We start from the raw sequence: 19,777 nt of genomic DNA, 5'->3' as shown, positions 1-19,777 counted from the left end.
GCCGTCGAGTCCCTGGGCGAGACGGCGAATCAAGATCTGTTGAGGTGCAATTTACCTCGGACGAGTGCGGTGATCTCGATACGCTCGCTCGCCTTGCGGCTCGTGGGCTACTCGATCAGCAGGATGGGTGGGCTCGTGGACTAATCAATCAGCGGGATCTGCGGGCTCCACGGATACTCGACCAGTTACGAGGTCATGGCCGACGGCGCGCCCGGTTGAACGCTGTGCCCGGTGTGATCACCCGCGGCCCTCGCACCCGATGCGCGCCGGTTCCCTCGATGCCCTTGATGTCCTGATCCACGATGCCGAGTGAATATCCCTCATCCCACGGGAACAAGCCGCCCTCATCTGGCCAGACAGCTTGCAGGGCAGCAGCATCCGGGAACAGCTCGTTGGTGATGATCAGATCGTCCTTGTCGATCATCTCGATCAGGCGGACCGGGACGCTCAGGGAACTGAGCTCGATGGCGACCCCGCGGTCGATGGTGTCACGCCAGTCGTGGGTGTGGAAGATGTCGCCGAGTTCGTTGAGCACTTCCCGACTGGTCCAGGCGTCGAGGCCGTAGACGGCGAGTTCGGGAATGTCGTGTAGGACGAGGCCCGAGGTGTAGGCGAAGGAACAAGCGGGCGTCTGACAGCCGTCCGGCTCGCGGGCGCAGACCTCGCAGACACCACTGACCGCGGTCACCGCCCATCCGCAGGCGCGGATCCGGTTGATGGTGTCGTGTACGAGCGGGTCCGGGTGCCATCGTCGAAGACCCCGGATCGCGGCGGCATGGTCCGACATGATTCGCTCCTTTGTTCGAAGGTGCCACCCAGTAGAGCATCGAGGTCTGACAGGTTGCGCGCACCTGTCGGCAGTCGCCGGCGACGGTCCACAGGAGAACGTCGTCATGCCTGGCGCACTGTTGCGCTGCTCGAGGTGCTCGGACCGCGCTGTCGGTCACCGAGCCTGGCGTGCGATCGCCACGACCTCCTCTTCGGTCGGCGGGCTCTTCGGGTGATACGACAGGCACAGCGGTGTCTGGGTCTTCGCGAAGTCGCCGCCGTCGAGCGCGGTGTAGAACACACCGGTCGGCAGGCGGCCGATATCGGGAATGGAGCTGTTCTTGGCGCGGGCGATGTCCTGGGCCGCCGTGATCTGCGCCGGGCTGTGCAGAAGCCCGTAGAACTGGGTCGCCGCATTGCCGGGGATCTTGTTGTCCAGCCCTTTCGGAGCCTGCGTGGCGAAGATCAGTCCGAGTCCATACTTGCGGGCCTGTGAGGCCAGGGCGAGGGTGCTCTGGGTGCATGGTGTGGTGCGGTTCGCCGGCGCGAAGTTCTGCGCCTCGTCCATGACGAACAGGCCCCCGAGGGGGCGATCACCGGCGGGATGGCGCTTGATCCAGGCGAACAGGGCCATCTGCAGCTCGTTGACGAAGTTGTTCCGCTTGTCCTCGTTGCCGAGGGCGCCCAAGTTGATCACCGACACCCGCGCACGGAAACCCGGCGAGGGCGTGAGCAGCACCCCCGGATCGGCCGCGGTCGGGTCACCGCCGAAGAGCGGATCGTTTGCCTGGGCCGCCTTGAGGTTCTCCGCGATCTCCCCGGCGAACTTACGCGCGTTCATCAGATCGCTGACCTCGTCCGGTAGGTCGGACAGCAACTCGATGAAATCGCCGATCGACGTACCTCCGTGCCTGCCGAAATGTCGGAGTGCATCCAGGAGAACGGCGCGGGACTGCACCGACTTGGCGGTCTTGCCCTCGACCATCGCCCGAGGGGTCAGACCGGCCGCCGCCGACTCGACCGCGGCGTTGAACTCGTCGGCGTCGTCGAGGACGTCGGCGAAGTCGGGCAACGGCCGGAAGCTCAGCGGCCTGCCGTTGCTGCGGCCGGGGGTGAACACGACGACCTCGGTCCCGGCGAGATAGGCATCGGCCTTGTGCTCGTCCTCGCCCTGCCACTGGCGGGTATTGTCCGGCCATGGTGTGCCGAGTCGGGCGAGGTCATTGTTGACATCGAGCACGATCGACGAAACGCCCTGTAACGCACACTCTTCGATGATCCGACGGATCAGCACGGTCTTGCCCGAGCCCGATCCCGCGAAAATCGCGGTGTGCTTGCGGAGCGCTTCGAGCGCGACGCCGACCGGTCGCTTGGACCCGCTGACGACACCGAGTGGGATCGACATCGTGCCGGCCGAATCGGTGCCCACCGCGGCTGATGGCGCTCGTACGATCGGCCCTCGTGCGATCGAGGGGCTGAACTCGCCCAGCACGACATTCGTCGCGATCTCACTGAGCGCCGGTACCGAATAGCGGTCCAGGCCGGGCGCAGAGTCCGGTGTGGGGCGGGGTCGCGTGGTCTCCTGGCGCGACGTCTGGCGGGCCGGTGGCGGTGTGGTATCGACAGTGGGCGCCTCGGAAGTCATCTCGTCGACGACCGGTTCGAGGACCTCCTTGATGAAGCTGACGTTCGCCGCCGGATTGCGATGGGCGATCCACTCGGTGAGGAATTCGGAACGCTCCGAACGTATCTGGGCCAGTGCGGATAGGATTCGGATGTCGTCGTCGGTCCAGGCGACGACGATGCCGCCACGTTCGTGGAGTTCGGCCACCATCTCCTCGGTCTTCGTGCCCGACGGCCACGGGTCGCGTCGCAGGACGACGAGTGTGCGCGCGACCGTGCCGAGGGACAGCCCCGCCGCGGTCGTCGCGTTGGCGAGTCGCGCCTGCACGGACCGGTAGTGGGCCGCCGACAGTGCCCGAAAACTCCACGACTGTTCGGCGTCGGTCTCCGGATCGAGGGTGCGCCGTATGCGTGCGTGCAGAACGGCCTTGGGCCCGGGCTTGGGGTCCTGCTGGAAAGCTGTGCCCTCGTCGGCGAGTGCCTCGATCCACGAGGCGAATCCGGCGTGCAGCAGCGGCGGGACGACCCGGTCCTCGTCCTCGGGGGTCAGCGCCGACGTCGGGTCGGCGGCGGCCGCCAATTCGGCGAACCGCCGATCGAGTTGGGCGAGTTCGGGTTTGTCGTCGGTGGCTGACACCGTCGTGACGGGCTGGTCCGTGCGCAACGACGTCATCTCGGCGAACACATCGGCACGGAGGCATGCGCCGATGTGTCGGTCCGCCGTGCGCATGAGTTCCCGGGGCGTGAAGTCGACGGATGCGCTCAGGGCCTGACCGGTCACCGGCCACGTGGGATATGGCGGGATGAAACCGGCTTCGTCGAAGCAGGGGGCGAAACGTTTGGCCAGCAACGTCGCGCCGAAGTCGGCCGAGGCGGGGCGCTGGAGCGTCGGGGGCTGACGGAACCGATCCATCGCCGACGCCATCACATTGCTCTCCAAGTACTCCCACGCGGCCGTGATGCACGAGACCACCGCCGTCGTCCGGCTCATCGTCTCCCGGATCGACATCAAACCGTGCGCGACCTTCTCGACCGCGTTCGCATCGTGCCGATTCTCCGATTTCGCCGCCTCGATGAGTGTGTCGAGCTGGTCGATCGCCAGTACCGCGGCGTTGTCGAAAGCGATTATCCGAGAGATGTTCTCGACGATCTCCTGGTATCCGAGGCGCGCATTGCGAATGCCCCACACAGCCAACTCCTCGCCGTCGTCGACGTCGAGATGCAGGAAGGCCTCGCCGAGGTCCTTGGTCGCGAAATCATCCGCCTCGGTCAACACCAGTGCGCGCAGGATGTGCTGCGACCGCCGACGGTGCCGCGAGTGTTTCCGGTAGACCGCCGTCACGAACCGGTCGAGGATCTCCGGGGTGACCTCTTCCTCGCCGGTCACCGCCGCCAGATCGGTGGCCTCGACTCCGGTGTCGGCGCCGAGTCGGTACAGCAGCTGCGCCAACTGGGATCGGTGGGTGGGGGTCGGTCGACTGAGATCCTCGAGCATCGCGACCAGGACCGACCGCCAGAAGTCCTCGCCGTCGAGCAGCTTGACGAGAAAGAAGTAGCCGCCGCCGATTTGGACGCGTTCGCGTACCTGACCCAGCAGGTGGGTTTTGCCGGCCCCGGCAGGGCCGCGGACGGCGACACCGAGGGGACTGGCCGCCGCGCTGCGCTGCGCGTCGTCGAAGGCGCGCATGATGTCCTGGACGGTCGATTCGTGAAGCCCGGGAACATGAAGCGGCGCCTGGGCTCCCCACACGTCGTCGGGGGTGGCCGCCCAATCCAGCCGGATCGATTCCAGGGCGTCTCGGGTGCGTTCGTCCATCAGTATCGGCCCTTCGTGACGCTCGCAGGCTCGCTCCTCAGGGAGCGGGGGGTGACGGGCCCGCCGTTCGATGTGTGGAGAACGGCCGATTCTTCGATCGCGAAGAGATGGCACGGTTGGCTGCCGACGCGGACTGCCGTGGACCGGTCGGCGTCGGTGAGCAGGCTGCGGTCCTCCTGCGGGATGAGGCTCACCCCGGGGTGTCGCTGGATCTCGACGAGTGCTTCGTCGAGAACTGTCGGGTCCACGTCGCCGAGAGCCGCGCGTAGTTTCCTCAGCGCGACCCATGAACCGGGTCGAGAGGCCAGATCTGCGTAGGCGTCCCTGATGCGCTTCTCGATTCCGGCGCCGGACGGTTGCGCGGCCGGCGCCGGTTCGGTTGGCGGGCGGAACACCTCGTACAGTCGCAGGTCTTCTGCATCCAGGTAGCGCCCGAGTCCCGCCATGACCGTGTACAGCGCGCGAATGGGTGGTTGCGCACCCTTGGGTGGAGCGGACATGAGTTCTCTTGCGCACCAGGCCCACCCGTCGTCGGTGAGGGAATGCACGAAGCTGTTGCGTGGGCCCTTGACCGACTCGATGAGACCGAGCCGGTTGAGTTTGTCACGACTCTGCTTCGTCAACTCGGGCGCGAGTGCCTTGAGTTCCGGGTTTGCGACGTCGCGTGCCTGCGACATGAGGACGAACAGCACCGCACTCTGCGATGGCGTGAGCGATACGTGTTCCAACGTCAGTGACTCCTCGATGTGGTGGCCGGGATCGGGCGGGTGCCGGACGTGGCTCGTTCGGCGAGTGCGTCGTGGATCTCGTCGACAACCACACCGACATCCGCGAGAACCTGCCTGTTGGTGTAGCGGAGTACGAGATATCCGTGCCGCTGAAGCATGTTGTCACGCGCGCGGTCGGCCGCGTACTTCGCGGGCTGCCGATGATCGTCGCCGTCGACCTCGACGATCACCCGCTCATCGGGCCAATGGATGTCGGCGATCGCCATCGGGAGCATCGGATCGAGATCGTGGATGCGACGATTCCATCGTCGTTCGACCGCCCAGGCATGCCGGTTCAGCGCTCGCTCGAGCGCCTGCTCGGCGTCGCTGTGTGGTGCGGGCATGCCCTCGCATCGGCTGATCGTGATCGCCGCGGGGGGCTCGGGTCTCGGTTCGGCGACCGCCGGGTGCGTGCGGATCGGCCCGCGGACCGGGGAGCACCTCGTGAGGTGGGGCAGCGTGTCGGCGGGCAGCCAGACGGTGACGTCGCCGTGTTCGGCGATCCACCCGACCGCCGTGGCCACCACGGATTCCGCGGCGCCGTCGAGGTCGGGTGGCACCGTCACCGCAAGGACCACCGACTCACGAGCGTATGCGCGCCGGAGAAGCCGAGTCAGGCCTCGGGCCCGCGTCTCGGGTGCGGGACCGGCCCGCAGCGCGGTCCCGGTCCCGGTCGCTGCGGCGCGGGCCAGGTCGATGACGAATGGGCGGTAGTCGGCGCCGGCAGCGCACAACGCGCGTGCGCGCATCTCGGCGTCGTCGACGTCGATGGTGCGAGCCAGCGGTTCGTCGCCGCCCAACCACGCCGGTGCGAGTGCGATGACGATCTGCTCGAGCTCGTCGAGAATCTCGCCGACCACCGCACGCGAGGAGGCCGGCGCCGACCCGCAATAGGTGAGGATCACCGGTCGGTCGTCGACGATCTCGGCGACCATCGCGTCGATATCGGCACGGCAGACGTCGACCAGTCGCAGCACGCGGCCCGGGCGCTGTGCTCCGGTGAGCCACTCGGATCGGTGGCGGGTCACCCGGTGCCTGCCGTCAGCAGAACCGATGGCGTGGGAGCGGCGTTCATCGCTGAGAAATATATCCGCTGGCGCCCACGGCGGCTCGATGAAGTGGCCGCGATCGGTACGGGCGCGGCAGGTAAGGGAATGAACGACCTACACCGGCTGATCCTGAACAGGTCGTTTCTTGATCCCGAACAGGGTGAACAGAGCCGCGCCGGTCGCGAACACCGCCAGCAATGCCAGTCCGATCGTGTAGCTGTGGTCCTCGGCGTCGTAGGTCGCACCCATCACCATCGGCGGGAAGAAGCCGCCGAGGCCGCCACAGGCACCGACGACGCCGGTCACCGACCCCACACGTTCGACCGGGGCTGCCTGGGCCACCCAGGTGAACACCGAACCCGAGCCGAGTCCCATGCACGCGGCCATCAGCACGAAGTTGATCCCGGCGGGGATCTCCAGGGGCGGTTGGGTGATCATCCAGAGCGCCAGCACTGCGGCACCCGCACACGAGATGAAGGTGATCAGCCGGGGACCGAAGCGGTCGGAGAGCACTCCGCCGACCGGGCGCGCGATGACCGCGGCGACCGCGAACCCCGCGGTGCGGGTGCCGGCGGCCTGCAGGTCGAAATCGTAGACATCCTTGAGGAACGTCGGCAGATAGGTCGAGAACGCGACGAACCCACCGAAGGTGGCCGCATACAGGAACGACATCTGCCAGGTGATCGGCAACTTGGCGGCGGCGACCAACTTGGGTGTGACCGCGGCGCGGTTCGGCCGCCAGGCGGGTGAGTCATGCATGAACATCCATACGATGACGGCCACCACGACAAGCGCGACCGCGATGATCACGTGTGTCGTGACATAGCCGAACCAGCTGACGAAACGAGGGGTGAAGAACGCCGACAGTGCGGTGCCGCCCATGCCGGCGCCGAACACTCCGGTGGCGAAGCCTCGTTTGGATGACTCGTACCACGCGTTCACGAACGGGATGCCCACAGCGAAGGTGGTACCGGAGATGCCGAGGAAGAACCCGACGACGAGCATCATCGGGTACGACTCGAGTTCGCCTGCCACCGCGACCAACACGACGAACGGAGCCGTTGCGATCAGCAGGATCGGGAACATGAGTCGTCCGCCGTAACGGTCGGTGAGTGCACCGGTCAGGATTCGACCGACCGAACCGACCACGATCGGGATGGCCACCAGGACCGACTTCTGAGTGGACGAGAGGCCGAGGACCTCGGAGTAGCGGACGCCCAGGGGCGCAATGATGTTCCACGCCCAGAAGCTGATACAGAAGGCGAGGGTGGCGAGGACGAGGTTGCGAGTCTGGCCGGTGCGCAGGACGGCCGGGTTGGATGTGGCGGTGGTCATCGCTTTCGGTCCTCTGTTCCGACGGGAGCCCAACCGGGCCGGGACGAACGGCTACCGGGAGTGTTCGCGACGTCCCGGCTTCGATAGACGATGTAGGGCCGGAACAGATAGTGAACCGGCGCAGTGAACGCGTGTACGAGGCGGGTGAACGGAACCATCGCGAAGACGAGCATCCCGACCAGCACGTGGATGTGGAACCGCAAGGGCGCTTCGCTCATCGCGTCGATGTCGGGCCGGAAGTAGAAGATCGAGCGGAACCACGGGGACACGGTCTCGCGGTAGTTCACGCCCTCGGCATCGGGAACGGTACCGATGAGGGTGATGTAGACGCCGAGTACCAGGGCGGCGGTCAGCACCAGGTACATCACCTTGTCGTTCGTCGTGGTGGCCATGAACACCGGCCCGGAGGTGCGCCGCCGGTAGATGAGGATCACGAGGCCGCCGAGAGTGGCGATGCCGGCGATGATACCGAAGAAGGCAGCGGTGAAGTGGTACATGTCCTCGGATATGCCGAGGGTCTCGGTCCACGACTCCGGGATCACCAATCCCATTGCGTGCCCTATGATCACGACCAAGATGCCGAAATGGAACAGTGGGCTGCCGATTCGCAGCAGCCGGGACTCGTAGAGTTCCGACGACCGCGTGGTCCAGCCGAACTTGTCATAGCGGTATCGCCAGATGGTGCCGCCGATCACGAGCAACAGGGTGATGTACGGCAGCACTCCCCACAGCACGACGTCCACGAGATCACCTCGCCTCTGCGATCGGCAACAATCGGGGGTCGAACGGCTCGAGTCCGACCGTCTCCACCGGCGTGGGGGTGTCTCGCATGGCCAGCACGGCGTTGCGGTCGGCGGGGGATGTGCCTGGGAGGGTCGAGCAGACGGCCTCCAGCACAGCGGCATACGACGACTCCACCTCGACCAGCGACAGCCGGAGCAGTTCAAGTGCCGGGCGGAACTCCTGCAGCAGTTCGGATCCGGCGACGGGATCCACGCGCGCGGCGAACTCGAGCACGATCGGGAGGTGATCGGGCAACTCGCCCCGCAGGTCCACGACATAACCGCCGTCGCGATAACACTGTTTGAAGCGAGTGAGGATCTCACCACGTCGCCGGGTGTCGCCGGCGGTCCAGTAGGAGAGGTAGAGGGTGTGCTTGCGGGACAGGTCGAAGAGGTCGACGTAGTTCTGCCGCAACACCTCCGGGACGCCAAGTCGGAGGTGGCCGACGAATTCACCTAGAGCGGTGACCGTTTCGTTCCCCGGTTGTTCGCAGAGTGCGGCCTCCAGCAGTGGCGCCATTGCGAGCACGTCGTCGTCGGGGTAGCTCAGGCACACCGACGCGACCTGGCGGATGACCGCAGCATCCGGTGGGTGACCGCGGCCCCACCTCATCGGCGTTCCGATCGGTGCGGGAACAGGCCGTCCGGCACGCCATTGCCGTCCCAGTTCAGCAGATTGGTGCGGCCCGCGAGACTGTCCGAACCCGCTGCGGTATCGGAGGTCTGGCGTTGGCGTAGGGCGTGGAACGTCTCCACCGAGACCGGCGCAGGTTTGCCGCTGGCCTCGCCGAATGCCGACGAGTCGAACATGCCGGGCCCGTCGTCGTAGTCCAACGAGCAACCCAGTTCCTCGAGATCGTGGGCCTGTTCGAGGTGTGCGGTGGGGATGACGTAGCGCTCGTCGTACTTCGCAATCGCCATCAGCCGATACATCTTGTAGAGCTCTTCCTCGGACATCCCCACCGAGGCAGGTATCGATGCGTCGAGCTCACGACCGAGGGTCACATCACGCATGTAGGCCCGCATGGCGGCGAGCTTGCGCAGGACACCGTCGACCACCGCGGTGTCACCGGCGGTGAACAGTTCGGCGAGGTAGCTCACCGGTATGCGCAGGGAATCGATGGCACCGAACAGATTTCGGTGACTCTCCCCGTCGTGTCCCTGATCGGACAGCAGGTCCACGATGGGCGACAGCGGTGGGACGTACCAGACCATCGGCATGGTGCGGTATTCCGGATGCAGCGGCAGCGCGACTCGGTAGGTCTTGGCCAGCGCGTACACCGGGGACCGGCGGGCGGCGTCGAGCCAGTCGTCGGGGATTCCCTGGGCCCGTGCCGCGCTGATCACCTCGGCGTCGTCAGGATCGAGAATCAGGTCGAGTTGCGCCTGGTAGAGATCGTGTTCATCGGGGACCGAGGCTGCTTCGGTCACCGCGTCGGCGTCGTAGAGGAACAGACCGAGGTAGCGCAACCGTCCCACGCAGGTTTCCGAACACACCGTGGGGAGGCCCACCTCGACGCGCGGGTAACAGAACGTGCACTTCTCGGCCTTGCCCGACTTGTGGTTGAAATAGATCTTCTTGTAGGGGCATCCGGTGATGCACTGCCGCCAGCCGCGGCAGCGATCCTGGTCGACGAGCACGATGCCGTCCTCGGCGCGCTTGTAGATCGCCCCCGACGGGCATGAGGCCATGCACGACGGGTTCAGGCAGTGCTCACAGATCCGGGGCAGGTAGAACATGAAGGTCTGTTCGAAGCTGAACTTGATCGCTTCCTCGGACTCCCGTCGGAGTTTCGCGACTATCGGGTCGAGTTCACCCATTTCGGGCGCGCCGCCGAGATTGTCGTCCCAATTTGCCGACCAGGTGACCTTGGTGTCCTTGCCGGTGATGAGCGACTTGGGCCGCGCGACGGGAAAGTCGTCGCCCAGCGGTGCGTCGACGAGGGTCTGGTAGTCGTAGGTCCATGGCTCGTAGTAGTCGTCGAGGGTCGGCTGGACCGGGGAGGCGAAGAGTGTCAACAGTTTCTGCAGCCGCCCGCCGGTGCGCAGTCGCAACTTGCCGCGCTTGTTCAGGTGCCACCCACCGCGCCACTGTTCCTGGTCCTCGTGGCGTCGCGGATAGCCTTGTCCAGGTCGGGTTTCGACATTGTTGAACCAGACGTATTCGGTGCCCGCGCGATTGGTCCACGCCTGTTTGCAGGTGACCGAGCAGGTATGGCACCCGATGCATTTGTCGAGATTCATGACCATGCCCATCTGGGCCATCACGCGCATCAGTACGTCACCTCCTGACTACGTTTGCGGATGGTGGCGACGATGTCGCGCTGATTTCCGGCCGGCCCCAGATAGTTGAAGGCGTAGGACAGCTGGGCGTATCCGCCGATCATGTGGCTCGGCTTCACGAGTAGCCGGGTGGCCGAATTGTGGATGCCGCCGCGACGTCCGGTCGTCTCGGACTTGGGCACGTCGATGGTCCGTTCCTGTGCGTGGTGGACATAGCAGACACCTGCCGGCATGCGATGACTCACGATCGCGCGACACACGAGCACCCCGTTGGCGTTCACGCATTCGATCCAGTCGTTGTCGGCGACGTCGATCGATGCCGCGTCGTCGGGGCTCAGCCATGCCGTCGGCCCACCGCGGGACAGCGAGAGCATGAACAGATTGTCCTGGTACTCCGAGTGGATCGACCATTTCGAGTGCGGCGTCAGGTAGCGGACAGTGATCGCGCGCGAACCGTCTGAGCCGAGTTCGGGTTCCCCGAACAAGCGGTGCATGTCCAGTGGGGGCCGGTAGATCGGCAACGATTCCCCGATGTCGATCATCCAGTCGTGGTCGAGATAGAAGTGCATCCGTCCGGTGAGTGTGTGAAACGGCTTGAGCCGCTCGATGTTCACCGTGAACGGAGCATAGCGGCGACCGCCGGTCTCCGAGCCCGACCACTCCGGCGACGTGATGACCGGCACGGGTGCCTGCTGGGTGTCCGCGAATCGGATTCGTTTCTCCTCGGAGCCGCGTGCGAGGTCGTCGAGCACGAAGCCCACCCGTTGCTGCAGCTTGCGGAAACCTTGCACCGCGAGTTCGCCGTTGGTGGTCCCGGAGAGCGCGAGGATCGCCTCGGCCAGTTTCGAGTCGGTGTCGATCGCGGGGCGGCCGTCTCCCGCACCGCCGAGCATCACCCCGTTCGCCTCGCCGAGCAACCGGATCGGTTCGTCCAGATCGTAGGTGACGTTCTTGACGGTGAAGCCCTGCGAGTCGGCGAGCGGACCGATCGTGGCGAGCTTGTCGGCGATCGCCGTGTAATCGCGTTCGACGACGGTGAACACCGGCATGTTGCGGCCAGGCCGGGCAGCGATGTCGGACTGCCACCAATCGGCCACCCTGCCGTGCGGTTGGGCGGTCTCACCGGGCGTGTCGTGTTGCAGTGGCACACTGACCAGGTCACGACGAACCCCGAGATGGGTCCGGGCGAGTGCGGACAGCTTCTGCGCGAGCAAACCGAACATGTCGAAATCGGTCTTGGCCTCCCATGGCGGGTCGATGGCCGGCGAGAAGGCGTGCACGAACGGATGCATGTCGGTCGACGACAGATCGTACTTCTCGTACCAGGTGGCGGCCGGGAATACCACGTCGGATAGCAGGGTCGTCGAGGTCATCCGAAAATCCGCGGACATGAGCAGATCGAGCTTGCCCTCGGGAGCGGTCTCGCGCCAGGCGACATCGCGTGGTCGCGGGGTGTCGGCCGCCTCGGTGCCGAGCACGTTGTGGTGGGTGCCCAGCAAATGACGCAGGAAGTACTCGTTGCCCTTCGCCGACGAGCCCATCAGATTGGAGCGCCACAGCACCAGCGTCCGCGGCCAGTTCTCGGGCGCGTCGACGTCGCTGATGGCAGGCACCAACGACCCCGACTTCAATTGCGCTGCCACGTAGTCGCCGACCGTGTCGGCGCGGCCGTCGTCGACGGCGGACCGGGCGGCGTCGGCGACGTCGAGCGGGTTGGTGGAGAATTGCGGATAGAACGGCATCCAGCCGAGTCGCGCCGACTGGGCGATCGCGTCGGCGGTGTGCTGGTGGTCGAGGATGCCGCGTGACAGCGGGGAGGCGAGCGACGCAGTCGAATACCCGTCATTGCGCCATTGGTCGGTGTGCATGTACCAGTACGACGTCCCGGTCATGGTTCGCGGCGGCGGGTCCAGTCCAGGGCGTTGGCCAGCGAGATCCAACCGGTGATCGGACGGCATTTCTCCTGTCCGACATAGTGCGCCCATCCGCCGCCGTTGCGGCCCATACATCCGGTGAGGATCAACAGCGAGAGGATCGACCGGTAGGTGGCGTCGCCGTGGAACCACTGGCAGATCCCGGCTCCCATGATGATCATCGAGCGGCCCTCGGATTCGGCTGCGTTGGAGGCGAACTCGCGGGCGATGCGGATGGCGGCGTCAGCGGGGACACTCGTGATCTCCGCTTGCCAGGCCGGGGTGTACGGCGTACTGACATCGTCGTAGCCGCTGGGCCAGTCGCCGGGCAGCCCGTCGCGCCGAACCCCATACTGGGCGAGCATCAGGTCGAAGACCGTGGTGACCAGGTGGCCGCCGACCCGGCGGGTGGGCACACCGCGGCGCAGCACGGTGCCGCTGCCGTCGGGTGCGTCGAAGGCCGGGAAGCGCACCGTCGTCGTCTCGGCCGCGTCTTCGTACAGCGTCAACGCCGGTATGACACCGCCGAGATCCAGATTCCAGCGGCCGACGCCCCCCTCGGCATAGCGGAATCCCATGGAACCGTTGGGTACCACCGGTTGGCCCGTGGCCTCGTCGAGCAGCACCGTTTTCCATACGTCATCGTCGATGCTCTCGCCGTCTGCGATCTCGTCGGCGGTCAGGAACTTTCCGGGCACGTGGCCGGTGCCGTGCTCGTCGGTGTGCTCGTCGAGATGGATCAGGAACGGGAGGTCGGTGTACGTGCGGACATAGTCGTCGAAGAACGGGGTACGTGTGGAGACGAAGAACTCCGTGAGGATCACGTGACCCATCGCCATGGCGAGTGCGGCGTCGGTACCGGCCTGCGCCGGCAGCCATTCGTCCGCGAACTTGGTGTTGTCGGCGTAATCCGGGCTGACCGTCACCACCTTGGTGCCGCGGTAGCGCACCTCGGCCATCCAATGGGCGTCGGGGGTGCGGGTGACCGGGACGTTGGAGCCCCACATCATCAGATACGTGGCATCCCACCAGTCGCCGGACTCGGGGACGTCGGTCTGGTCGCCGAAGACCTGGGGGCTCGCCACGGGCAGATCGGCGTACCAGTCGTAGAACGACGTCATCACCCCACCGATCAGCTGGATGAATCGTGTTCCGATGCAGTGCGAGACCATCGACATGGCGGGGATCGGGGAGAAGCCCGCGCAGCGGTCGGGCCCATAGGTCTTGATGGTGTGCACGTGTGCGGCCGCGGCGATCTCGATGGCGTCGTCCCAGGACACCCGGATCAGACCGCCCTTGCCGCGGGCCTGCTGATAGGACTTCCGTCGGATGGGGTCGCCGACGATGTCGGCCCAGGCGAGGACGGGGTCGCCCAGGCGTGCTCTCGCTTCCCGAAACATCTCGATGAGAACGCCCCGGGCATACGGGTAGCGCACCCGGGTGGGTGAGTAGGTGTACCAGGAGAATGCCGCTCCCCGAGGGCAACCGCGGGGTTCGTATTCGGGTCGGTCCGGTCCGACCGACGGGTAGTCGGTCTCCTGGGTCTCCCAGGTGATGATGCCGTCCTTGACGTACACCTTCCACGAGCACGACCCGGTGCAATTCACGCCGTGGGTGGACCGCACGATCTTGTCGTGGCTCCAGCGATCGCGATAGAACACGTCGCCGGTCCGCCCACCGCGACGGAATACCGCGCGCCCGTCATCGGTCTCATCCCACCGGGTGAAGAATCTGCCGAGGTCCAGCAGAGCCTTCGCCGCTTCACCGTCCACACCGGATGGTCGGCTCATACCCGGGAACGATACGAGCGTCGCCGCGGCAATTGGTGAAATGCCGGAAATCAGTTGATGAACCGTGCCCGCTCACAGTGGAGGTGGTGGCGTGTGAGGTTTGTCTCGGTAGGTGTTGCGGCGGTGATCAACCCGTGACCACGGTGAGCAGCACTGCCGAATCATGCTGCGCGGTAAGCCCATGCCGCTCCCGGGGGATCACGAGGAGGTCTCCGTCCATGCCCTCCCACTGCGCCGTCGCCGTGCTGAGGGTCACGTGACCGCGCAGGACCTGGAGGCTCGACTCGCCGGGGCTCTCGTGATCGGTCAGGCGGTTGCCGGCTACCAGCGCGATCACGGTCTGGCGCAGCCGGTGGTCGGCGCTGCCGAAGAGCGTGTGCGACGCACGGCCGCTGCGGGCGGAGTGTGCCGAGGAAAGCAGTTGATCGACGAGCTCTGGGAGGCGTGTGGCATCCATGGTTTCACTCTGGCACCACGACCCGTCGCTCACACCGCGACTCGCAGGATTCGGTCATCGCCATCGGCGGGTTGTCCCCGTCCATCGGTGTTGCTGGTGCTGATCCAGAGCGACCCGTCCGGTGCGGCCGCGGCCGCGCGGAGCCGGCCGAAGTCGCCGGTGAACAGATCGGCGGGCGGTTGTGCGGACGCTCCCTCGAGGGGCACCCGCCACAGCCGCCGTCCCCGCAGTGCTGCGACGTAGGCGGTGCTGCCGATGATGGCGAGTCCCGCGGGTGAGGCCTCCCGAGGTGACCAGGTGGTGATCGGCGCGACGAAGCGGGGATCGTCGGAGTTTCCCTCGACGATCGGCCACCCAAAATTGCCGCCTCGGCGGATCACGTTCAGCTCGTCGGAGTCGTCGAGGCCGAACTCCGTGGCCCACAGGCGGCCGGCCGCGTCGAATGCCAGGCCTTCGACGTTCCGATGTCCGTAGGACCACACCTCGTTGCCGAACGGGTTGTCCGGCATCGCACGACCGTCGCGATCCAGGCGGAGGATCTTCCCGTTGAGCGAATCGGTATCCTGCGCGACATCGGGTTGAGCAGCGTCGCCGACAGCGACATACAGCGCACCGTCTGGGCCGATTACGACTGCTCCGCCGTTGTGGTTGACGGCGGAGTCGAGGCCGGTTAGCAGCGGTCGGGGCGCCGATATCCGTCGGCCGTCGAAGTCGGCGCGGGCCAGGCGGTTGTCGCTTGCGGAGGTGAAATAGAGGTACACGGCGGACTCGTCCGGTGTCACCGCGAGGCCCTGGAGGCCGCCCTCGCCGCGTGGGGCGACCCCGGATACGTCGCCGATCGTCGTCACCGCGCCGTCGGGGGAGACGCGCACGATCGTGGCGTCGTCGCGTTGGGTGACCAGTGCGCTCGCGTCGCGCAGGAAGGCGATGGCCCAGGGGACATCGAGGCCACCGGCGATCGTGGTCACCGCGGGAGCCCTCCCGCCGGATGCCGCACTGCCGCGTGTCGGTGCGTCCGACGCCGGAGTGGTGGCGTTGTCGGTTCCGCAGGCCGCGACGACGACCGAAAGCCCGGCGACCGCGCCCGCGGACAGAAACTGTCGACGGTCCATGACCCGATGGTGCCGGAATTGCCCGGCTCGTGCGCTGCGGTGACGGGGATTCCCACACGGCGCACCGTGTGACCGGTTACCGTCCGCGGCGTGGGTGACAAGGTGATCGTGGCGGTGTGGGGCGCGGACAGGGCGACGCTGACGTCGGAGACGTTTCTCGAGACCTGCGCCGCAGCCGGTGTGGGGCGGCTGCAGGTGAACGTCAGCGACGAACCGGTCGCCGGCGCGATGCGGATCAGAGAGGTGAACCCACCGATCGACGGAGCGGTGAGTTTCTGGGCCGACGACCCGCAGCCGGTCATCGACGCAGTGGCGCGACGGGTGGGACGCGTCGCCGCGTGGGCGGTGACCGAACGCGCGCCGCTGAATCCCGACCTGCCGCGTGACGGCACCCGTGTCGACGCCCTGGCCAATCTGGCGTTCCTCCGGCGGCCGACGGAACTCGAGCGTGTCGAGTGGCTGCGGTTGTGGCTCGACGAGCACACGTCGGTGGCCATCGAGACCCAGGCGACGTTCGGCTACTACCAGAACATCGTCGACCGGCCGCTCACCGACGACCCTGTTCACGTCGACGCCATCGTCGAGGAACTGTTCCCGATGGCCGCGGTCTCCGACGTCCACGCCTTCTACGGCAGTGGCGGTGACCAGCGCGAACTCGAACGCCGCCTGACCGAGATGCTGGCGAGTGTGGCGCGGTTCGGTGCCGACCGGCACCTCGACGTCGTCCCGACGTCACGGTATGACTTCGAGCTGGGGCGGCGGTGATCTCGATACGCTCGCTCGCCTGGCGGCTCGCGGGCTACTCGATCAGCGGTTGGGGTGGTCCCGTCGCTGGTTGGGGGACCGTTGAGCCGGCGGTTGCGTGGTGGGGGTGGCCCCGCCGCTGGTTGAGTTGGGGATCATTGCGCCGGTGGGGTGGCCCCGTCGTTGGTTGAGTAGTTCGAGCCGCTCGCGGGCCGCTCGATCGGCGGTTGGGGCGCCCTCGGCGGCACCGATTTGGGTCTGGCCAGCGAATTCTCTACACTTGAGCGGTTGCCTGCCCTTGGGCCGGCTCATCGACACAACTGAATAGTCGCCGGTGCCGGTGAAAAGCCAAGGGCATCGGCGGCGAGAACCTTATGCACAACTATCCACTTCGTGGAAGGCCCACCGCAGGTCAGGGATTGTTTCCCGCGATCGGCGCTGTATGGGAACCGCCACGAGAAAGGTTGACGGTCAACCATGACCATGACTGACCCGATCGCAGACTTCTTGACACGTCTGCGTAACGCCAACTCGGCGTTCCATGACGAGGTGACTCTCCCGTCGTCGAAGATCAAGGTGAACATCGCCGAGATCCTCAAGCGCGAGGGCTACATCACCGACTACCGCACCGAGGATGCCGAGGTCGGCAAGAACCTCGTCGTCTCTCTGAAGTACGGCCCCAGCCGTGAGCGCAGCATCGCAGGTCTGCGCCGCGTCTCGAAGCCGGGTCTTCGGGTGTATGCAAAGTCCACCAACCTGCCCAAGGTCCTGGGCGGCCTCGGCGTGGCGATCATCTCCACGTCATCCGGCCTGCTCACCGACCGCCAGGCAGCCAACCAGGGCGTGGGCGGCGAAGTCCTCGCGTACGTCTGGTAGGGGAGGCTCACAACATGTCGCGTATCGGAAAGAACCCCATCGAGATCCCGGCCGGCGTCGACGTCACGATCGACGGCCAGAACGTGAAGGTCAAGGGCCCCAAGGGTGAGCTCGGCCTGACCGTGTCGGAACCGATCACCATCGCCAAGGAAGACAACACCATCGTTGTCAGCCGGCCGAACGACGAGCGCCGCAGCCGTGCCCTGCACGGTCTGAGCCGGTCGCTGGTGAACAACCTCGTCGTCGGCGTCACGCAGGGCTACACCACGAAGATGGAGATCTTCGGTGTCGGCTACCGCGTGCAGGCCAAGGGCAGCGACCTCGAGTTCGCCCTGGGCTACAGCCACCCCGTGCCGATCGAGGCGCCCGCAGGCATCACCTTCGCCGTGGAGTCGCCCACCAAGTTCTCGGTCTCGGGTATCGACAAGCAGCAAGTCGGCCAGATCTCGGCGAACATCCGCCGCCTGCGTCGTCCTGACCCCTACAAGGGCAAGGGCATTCGCTACGAAGGCGAGCAGATCCGTCGCAAGGTCGGAAAGACGGGTAAGTAAGCCATGAGTGATACAGCAACCAAGACCAAGACCGCCCGCAAGCCGCTCGGCAAGGACGTGTCGACCCGTCGTCGCACCGCGACCACGAACCGTCACTTCCGCCTGCGCAAGAAGGTCAGCGGAACCCCCGAGCGCCCACGTCTCGCGGTCAAGCGCAGCTCGCGTCACATCCACGTGCAGCTCATCGACGACCTGGCCGGCAACACGCTGGCCGCCGCGTCGTCGATCGAGGCCGACGTGCGTGCCGCCGGCGGCGACAAGACCGCGCAGGCCCGCAAGGTCGGCGAGCTGATCGCCGCCCGCGCCAAGGCTGCCGGCGTCGAGGCCGCCGTGTTCGACCGCGGTGGCAAGGACTACCACGGCCGGATCGCGGCACTCGCCGACGCCGCCCGCGAGGGAGGCCTGAGTTTCTGATGACCATCTTCACCAGCTTCACCAACTTGACCGGAGGGAACCTCTGATGCCCGGACGTCAGCGTGACGGCGGAAACGGACCCGCCGGAAACGACAACAACACCGCCTCGGCGGGTAACGAACAGCGTGGCGGCGACCGCCGCGGCGGCCGTGGCCGTCGCGACGACCGCGGTGGCCGCGACCGCGAGGACCGCAATCAGCTCGAGCGCGTGGTCTCCATCAACCGTGTGTCCAAGGTGGTCAAGGGTGGACGTCGGTTCTCCTTCACCGCTCTCGTCGTCGTCGGCGACGGACAGGGCATGGTCGGTGTCGGCTACGGCAAGGCCAAGGAAGTTCCCGCGGCCATCCAGAAGGGCGTCGAAGAGGCTCGCAAGAACTTCTTCCGCGTGCCGCTGATCGCCGGCACCGTGACCCACCCCGTCCAGGGTGAGGCCGCGGCCGGTGTCGTGATGCTCCGCCCGGCCAGCCCCGGTACCGGTGTCATCGCCGGTGGCGCGGTGCGTGCCGTGCTGGAGTGCGCCGGCGTGCACGACGTGCTCGCCAAGAGCCTCGGCAGCGACAACGCGATCAACGTGGTGCACGCCACCGTTGCCGCGCTGAAGATGCTGCAGCGCCCCGAAGAGGTCGCCGCACGTCGTGGTCTGCCGATCGAAGATGTCGCTCCCGCGGGCATGCTGCGTGCTCGTGCCGGACAAGGAGTCTGATCGACATGGCAGAACTCAAGATCACCCAGATCAAGGGCACCATCGGTACCAAGAAGAACCAGCGTGACAGCCTGCGGACCCTCGGCCTGAAGGGCATCCGCAAGGAGGTCATCCGCGAGGACACTCCGATCAACCGCGGCCTCATCAACGTGGTTCGGCACCTCGTGACAGTCGAAGAGGTTAAGTAATGACCATCAAGCTCCATCACCTTCGCCCCGCCCCGGGCGCGAAGACCGACAAGACCCGCGTGGGTCGCGGTGAGGGCTCCAAGGGTAAGACCGCCGGCCGCGGCACCAAGGGCACCAAGGCGCGCAAGAACGTGCCCGCCGCCTTCGAGGGTGGCCAGATGCCGATCCATATGCGGCTGCCGAAGCTGAAGGGCTTCACCAACCGCAACCGGGTCGAGTACCAGGTCGTCAACGTCGGCGACATCGCCAAGCTGTTCCCGCAGGGCGGCACCATCGGCGTCGACGAGCTCGTCGCAGCCGGTGCGGTTCGCAAGAACCAGCTCGTCAAGGTGCTCGGCGACGGCGAACTCGGCGTCAAGGTCGACGTCACCGCCGACAAGTTCACGGCTTCGGCCAAGGAGAAGATCGCGGCTGCCGGTGGCAGCGCGACCGAACTCTGATCGATTCGCCCGTACCGCCGCGGGCCGGCAGCTGCGTTCACGCTGCCGGCCCGTCGGCGGTATCGGTGTCTGTCATCGGCCACCGGACAGGACAAGCCGGACATCAGCTCGTCGCGCTGACGAGGCCCGATGGCGTGACTGTTAGAGTTCAAGCGTTGTCTTGACG

17 protein-coding genes and 1 pseudogene are annotated in these 19,777 nt (G+C 66.3%); 7 read left to right on the top strand and 11 right to left on the bottom strand.

Annotated elements, in window-relative coordinates:
• Positions 1-193 precede the first annotated feature (193 nt).
• From ACVT6V_RS25110 to ACVT6V_RS25060, 11 genes and pseudogenes are all read right to left on the bottom strand, one after another.
• The gene (locus ACVT6V_RS25110; RefSeq protein ID WP_489896795.1) at positions 194-787 is read right to left on the bottom strand and encodes a DUF4262 domain-containing protein; all 594 of its coding nucleotides are present in this window, start codon (positions 785-787) and stop codon (positions 194-196) included.
• A gap of 156 nt (positions 788-943) precedes the next feature.
• Entirely contained in the window at positions 944-4,207 is a 3,264-nt protein-coding gene (locus ACVT6V_RS25105) for a helicase HerA domain-containing protein (protein ID WP_489896794.1), read from the bottom strand.
• Positions 4,207-4,935 carry a MarR family transcriptional regulator gene (locus tag ACVT6V_RS25100; protein ID WP_489896793.1) on the bottom strand — a complete coding sequence of 243 codons (729 nt, stop codon included), beginning with the start codon at positions 4,933-4,935 and terminating at the stop codon, positions 4,207-4,209. The genes ACVT6V_RS25105 and ACVT6V_RS25100 overlap by 1 nt, the downstream gene beginning before the upstream one ends.
• A 2-nt stretch (positions 4,936-4,937) precedes the next feature.
• Entirely contained in the window at positions 4,938-6,002 is a 1,065-nt protein-coding gene (locus ACVT6V_RS25095; RefSeq protein WP_489896792.1) for an endonuclease domain-containing protein, read from the bottom strand.
• Positions 6,003-6,137: 135 nt separating this feature from the next.
• Entirely contained in the window at positions 6,138-7,358 is a 1,221-nt protein-coding gene (locus tag ACVT6V_RS25090) for a nitrate/nitrite transporter (protein ID WP_489896791.1), read from the bottom strand.
• On the bottom strand, positions 7,355-8,101 hold the full coding sequence (gene narI, locus ACVT6V_RS25085; protein ID WP_489896790.1) for a respiratory nitrate reductase subunit gamma: 747 nt from the start codon (positions 8,099-8,101) through the stop codon (positions 7,355-7,357). Before narI ends, ACVT6V_RS25090 begins: the two co-directional genes overlap by 4 nt.
• Positions 8,102-8,105: 4 nt before the next feature.
• On the bottom strand, positions 8,106-8,753 hold the full coding sequence (gene narJ / locus ACVT6V_RS25080) for a nitrate reductase molybdenum cofactor assembly chaperone (protein WP_489896789.1): 648 nt from the start codon (positions 8,751-8,753) through the stop codon (positions 8,106-8,108).
• The gene (gene narH, locus ACVT6V_RS25075) at positions 8,750-10,414 is read right to left on the bottom strand and encodes a nitrate reductase subunit beta (protein ID WP_489896788.1); all 1,665 of its coding nucleotides are present in this window, start codon (positions 10,412-10,414) and stop codon (positions 8,750-8,752) included. Before narH ends, narJ begins: the two co-directional genes overlap by 4 nt.
• Positions 10,414-14,126 (bottom strand): annotated as a pseudogene (locus ACVT6V_RS25070) (nitrate reductase subunit alpha). The gene narH and the pseudogene ACVT6V_RS25070 overlap by 1 nt, the downstream one beginning before the upstream one ends.
• Positions 14,127-14,253: 127 nt before the next feature.
• On the bottom strand, positions 14,254-14,583 hold the full coding sequence (locus ACVT6V_RS25065; RefSeq protein ID WP_489896787.1) for a cupin domain-containing protein: 330 nt from the start codon (positions 14,581-14,583) through the stop codon (positions 14,254-14,256).
• Between the two features lie 29 nt (positions 14,584-14,612).
• Positions 14,613-15,695: a PQQ-dependent sugar dehydrogenase gene (locus ACVT6V_RS25060; protein ID WP_489896786.1), complete on the bottom strand. Its 1,083-nt coding sequence runs from the start codon at positions 15,693-15,695 to the stop codon at positions 14,613-14,615.
• 90 nt (positions 15,696-15,785) lie between these two features.
• On the opposite strand from ACVT6V_RS25060, the gene ACVT6V_RS25055 reads away from it, so the two are divergent.
• From ACVT6V_RS25055 to rplO, 7 genes are all read left to right on the top strand, one after another.
• A complete protein-coding gene (locus ACVT6V_RS25055) occupies positions 15,786-16,460 on the top strand; it encodes a hypothetical protein (protein ID WP_489896785.1) in 675 nt (224 codons plus the stop codon).
• A gap of 456 nt (positions 16,461-16,916) precedes the next feature.
• Positions 16,917-17,315: a 30S ribosomal protein S8 gene (gene rpsH / locus ACVT6V_RS25050; RefSeq protein ID WP_489896784.1), complete on the top strand. Its 399-nt coding sequence runs from the start codon at positions 16,917-16,919 to the stop codon at positions 17,313-17,315.
• Positions 17,316-17,329: 14 nt separating this feature from the next.
• Entirely contained in the window at positions 17,330-17,866 is a 537-nt protein-coding gene (gene rplF, locus ACVT6V_RS25045) for a 50S ribosomal protein L6 (protein ID WP_489896783.1), read from the top strand.
• Between the two features lie 3 nt (positions 17,867-17,869).
• On the top strand, positions 17,870-18,280 hold the full coding sequence (rplR, locus tag ACVT6V_RS25040; protein ID WP_489896782.1) for a 50S ribosomal protein L18: 411 nt from the start codon (positions 17,870-17,872) through the stop codon (positions 18,278-18,280).
• Between the two features lie 46 nt (positions 18,281-18,326).
• Positions 18,327-18,983: a 30S ribosomal protein S5 gene (gene rpsE, locus ACVT6V_RS25035; RefSeq protein ID WP_489896781.1), complete on the top strand. Its 657-nt coding sequence runs from the start codon at positions 18,327-18,329 to the stop codon at positions 18,981-18,983.
• A 5-nt stretch (positions 18,984-18,988) separates the two neighbouring features.
• Positions 18,989-19,171 (top strand): 50S ribosomal protein L30, encoded by a 183-nt coding sequence (rpmD, locus tag ACVT6V_RS25030; RefSeq protein ID WP_489896780.1) that lies wholly within the window; start codon positions 18,989-18,991, stop codon positions 19,169-19,171.
• Entirely contained in the window at positions 19,171-19,611 is a 441-nt protein-coding gene (gene rplO / locus ACVT6V_RS25025) for a 50S ribosomal protein L15 (RefSeq protein ID WP_489896779.1), read from the top strand. Before rpmD ends, rplO begins: the two co-directional genes overlap by 1 nt.
• Positions 19,612-19,777: the final 166 nt, after the last annotated feature.

Source organism: Gordonia sp. LMA167, from assembly GCF_058130025.1.
Note: the sequence above shows the minus strand (reverse complement) of the source record. Positions and strands in the feature narration are given on the sequence as shown.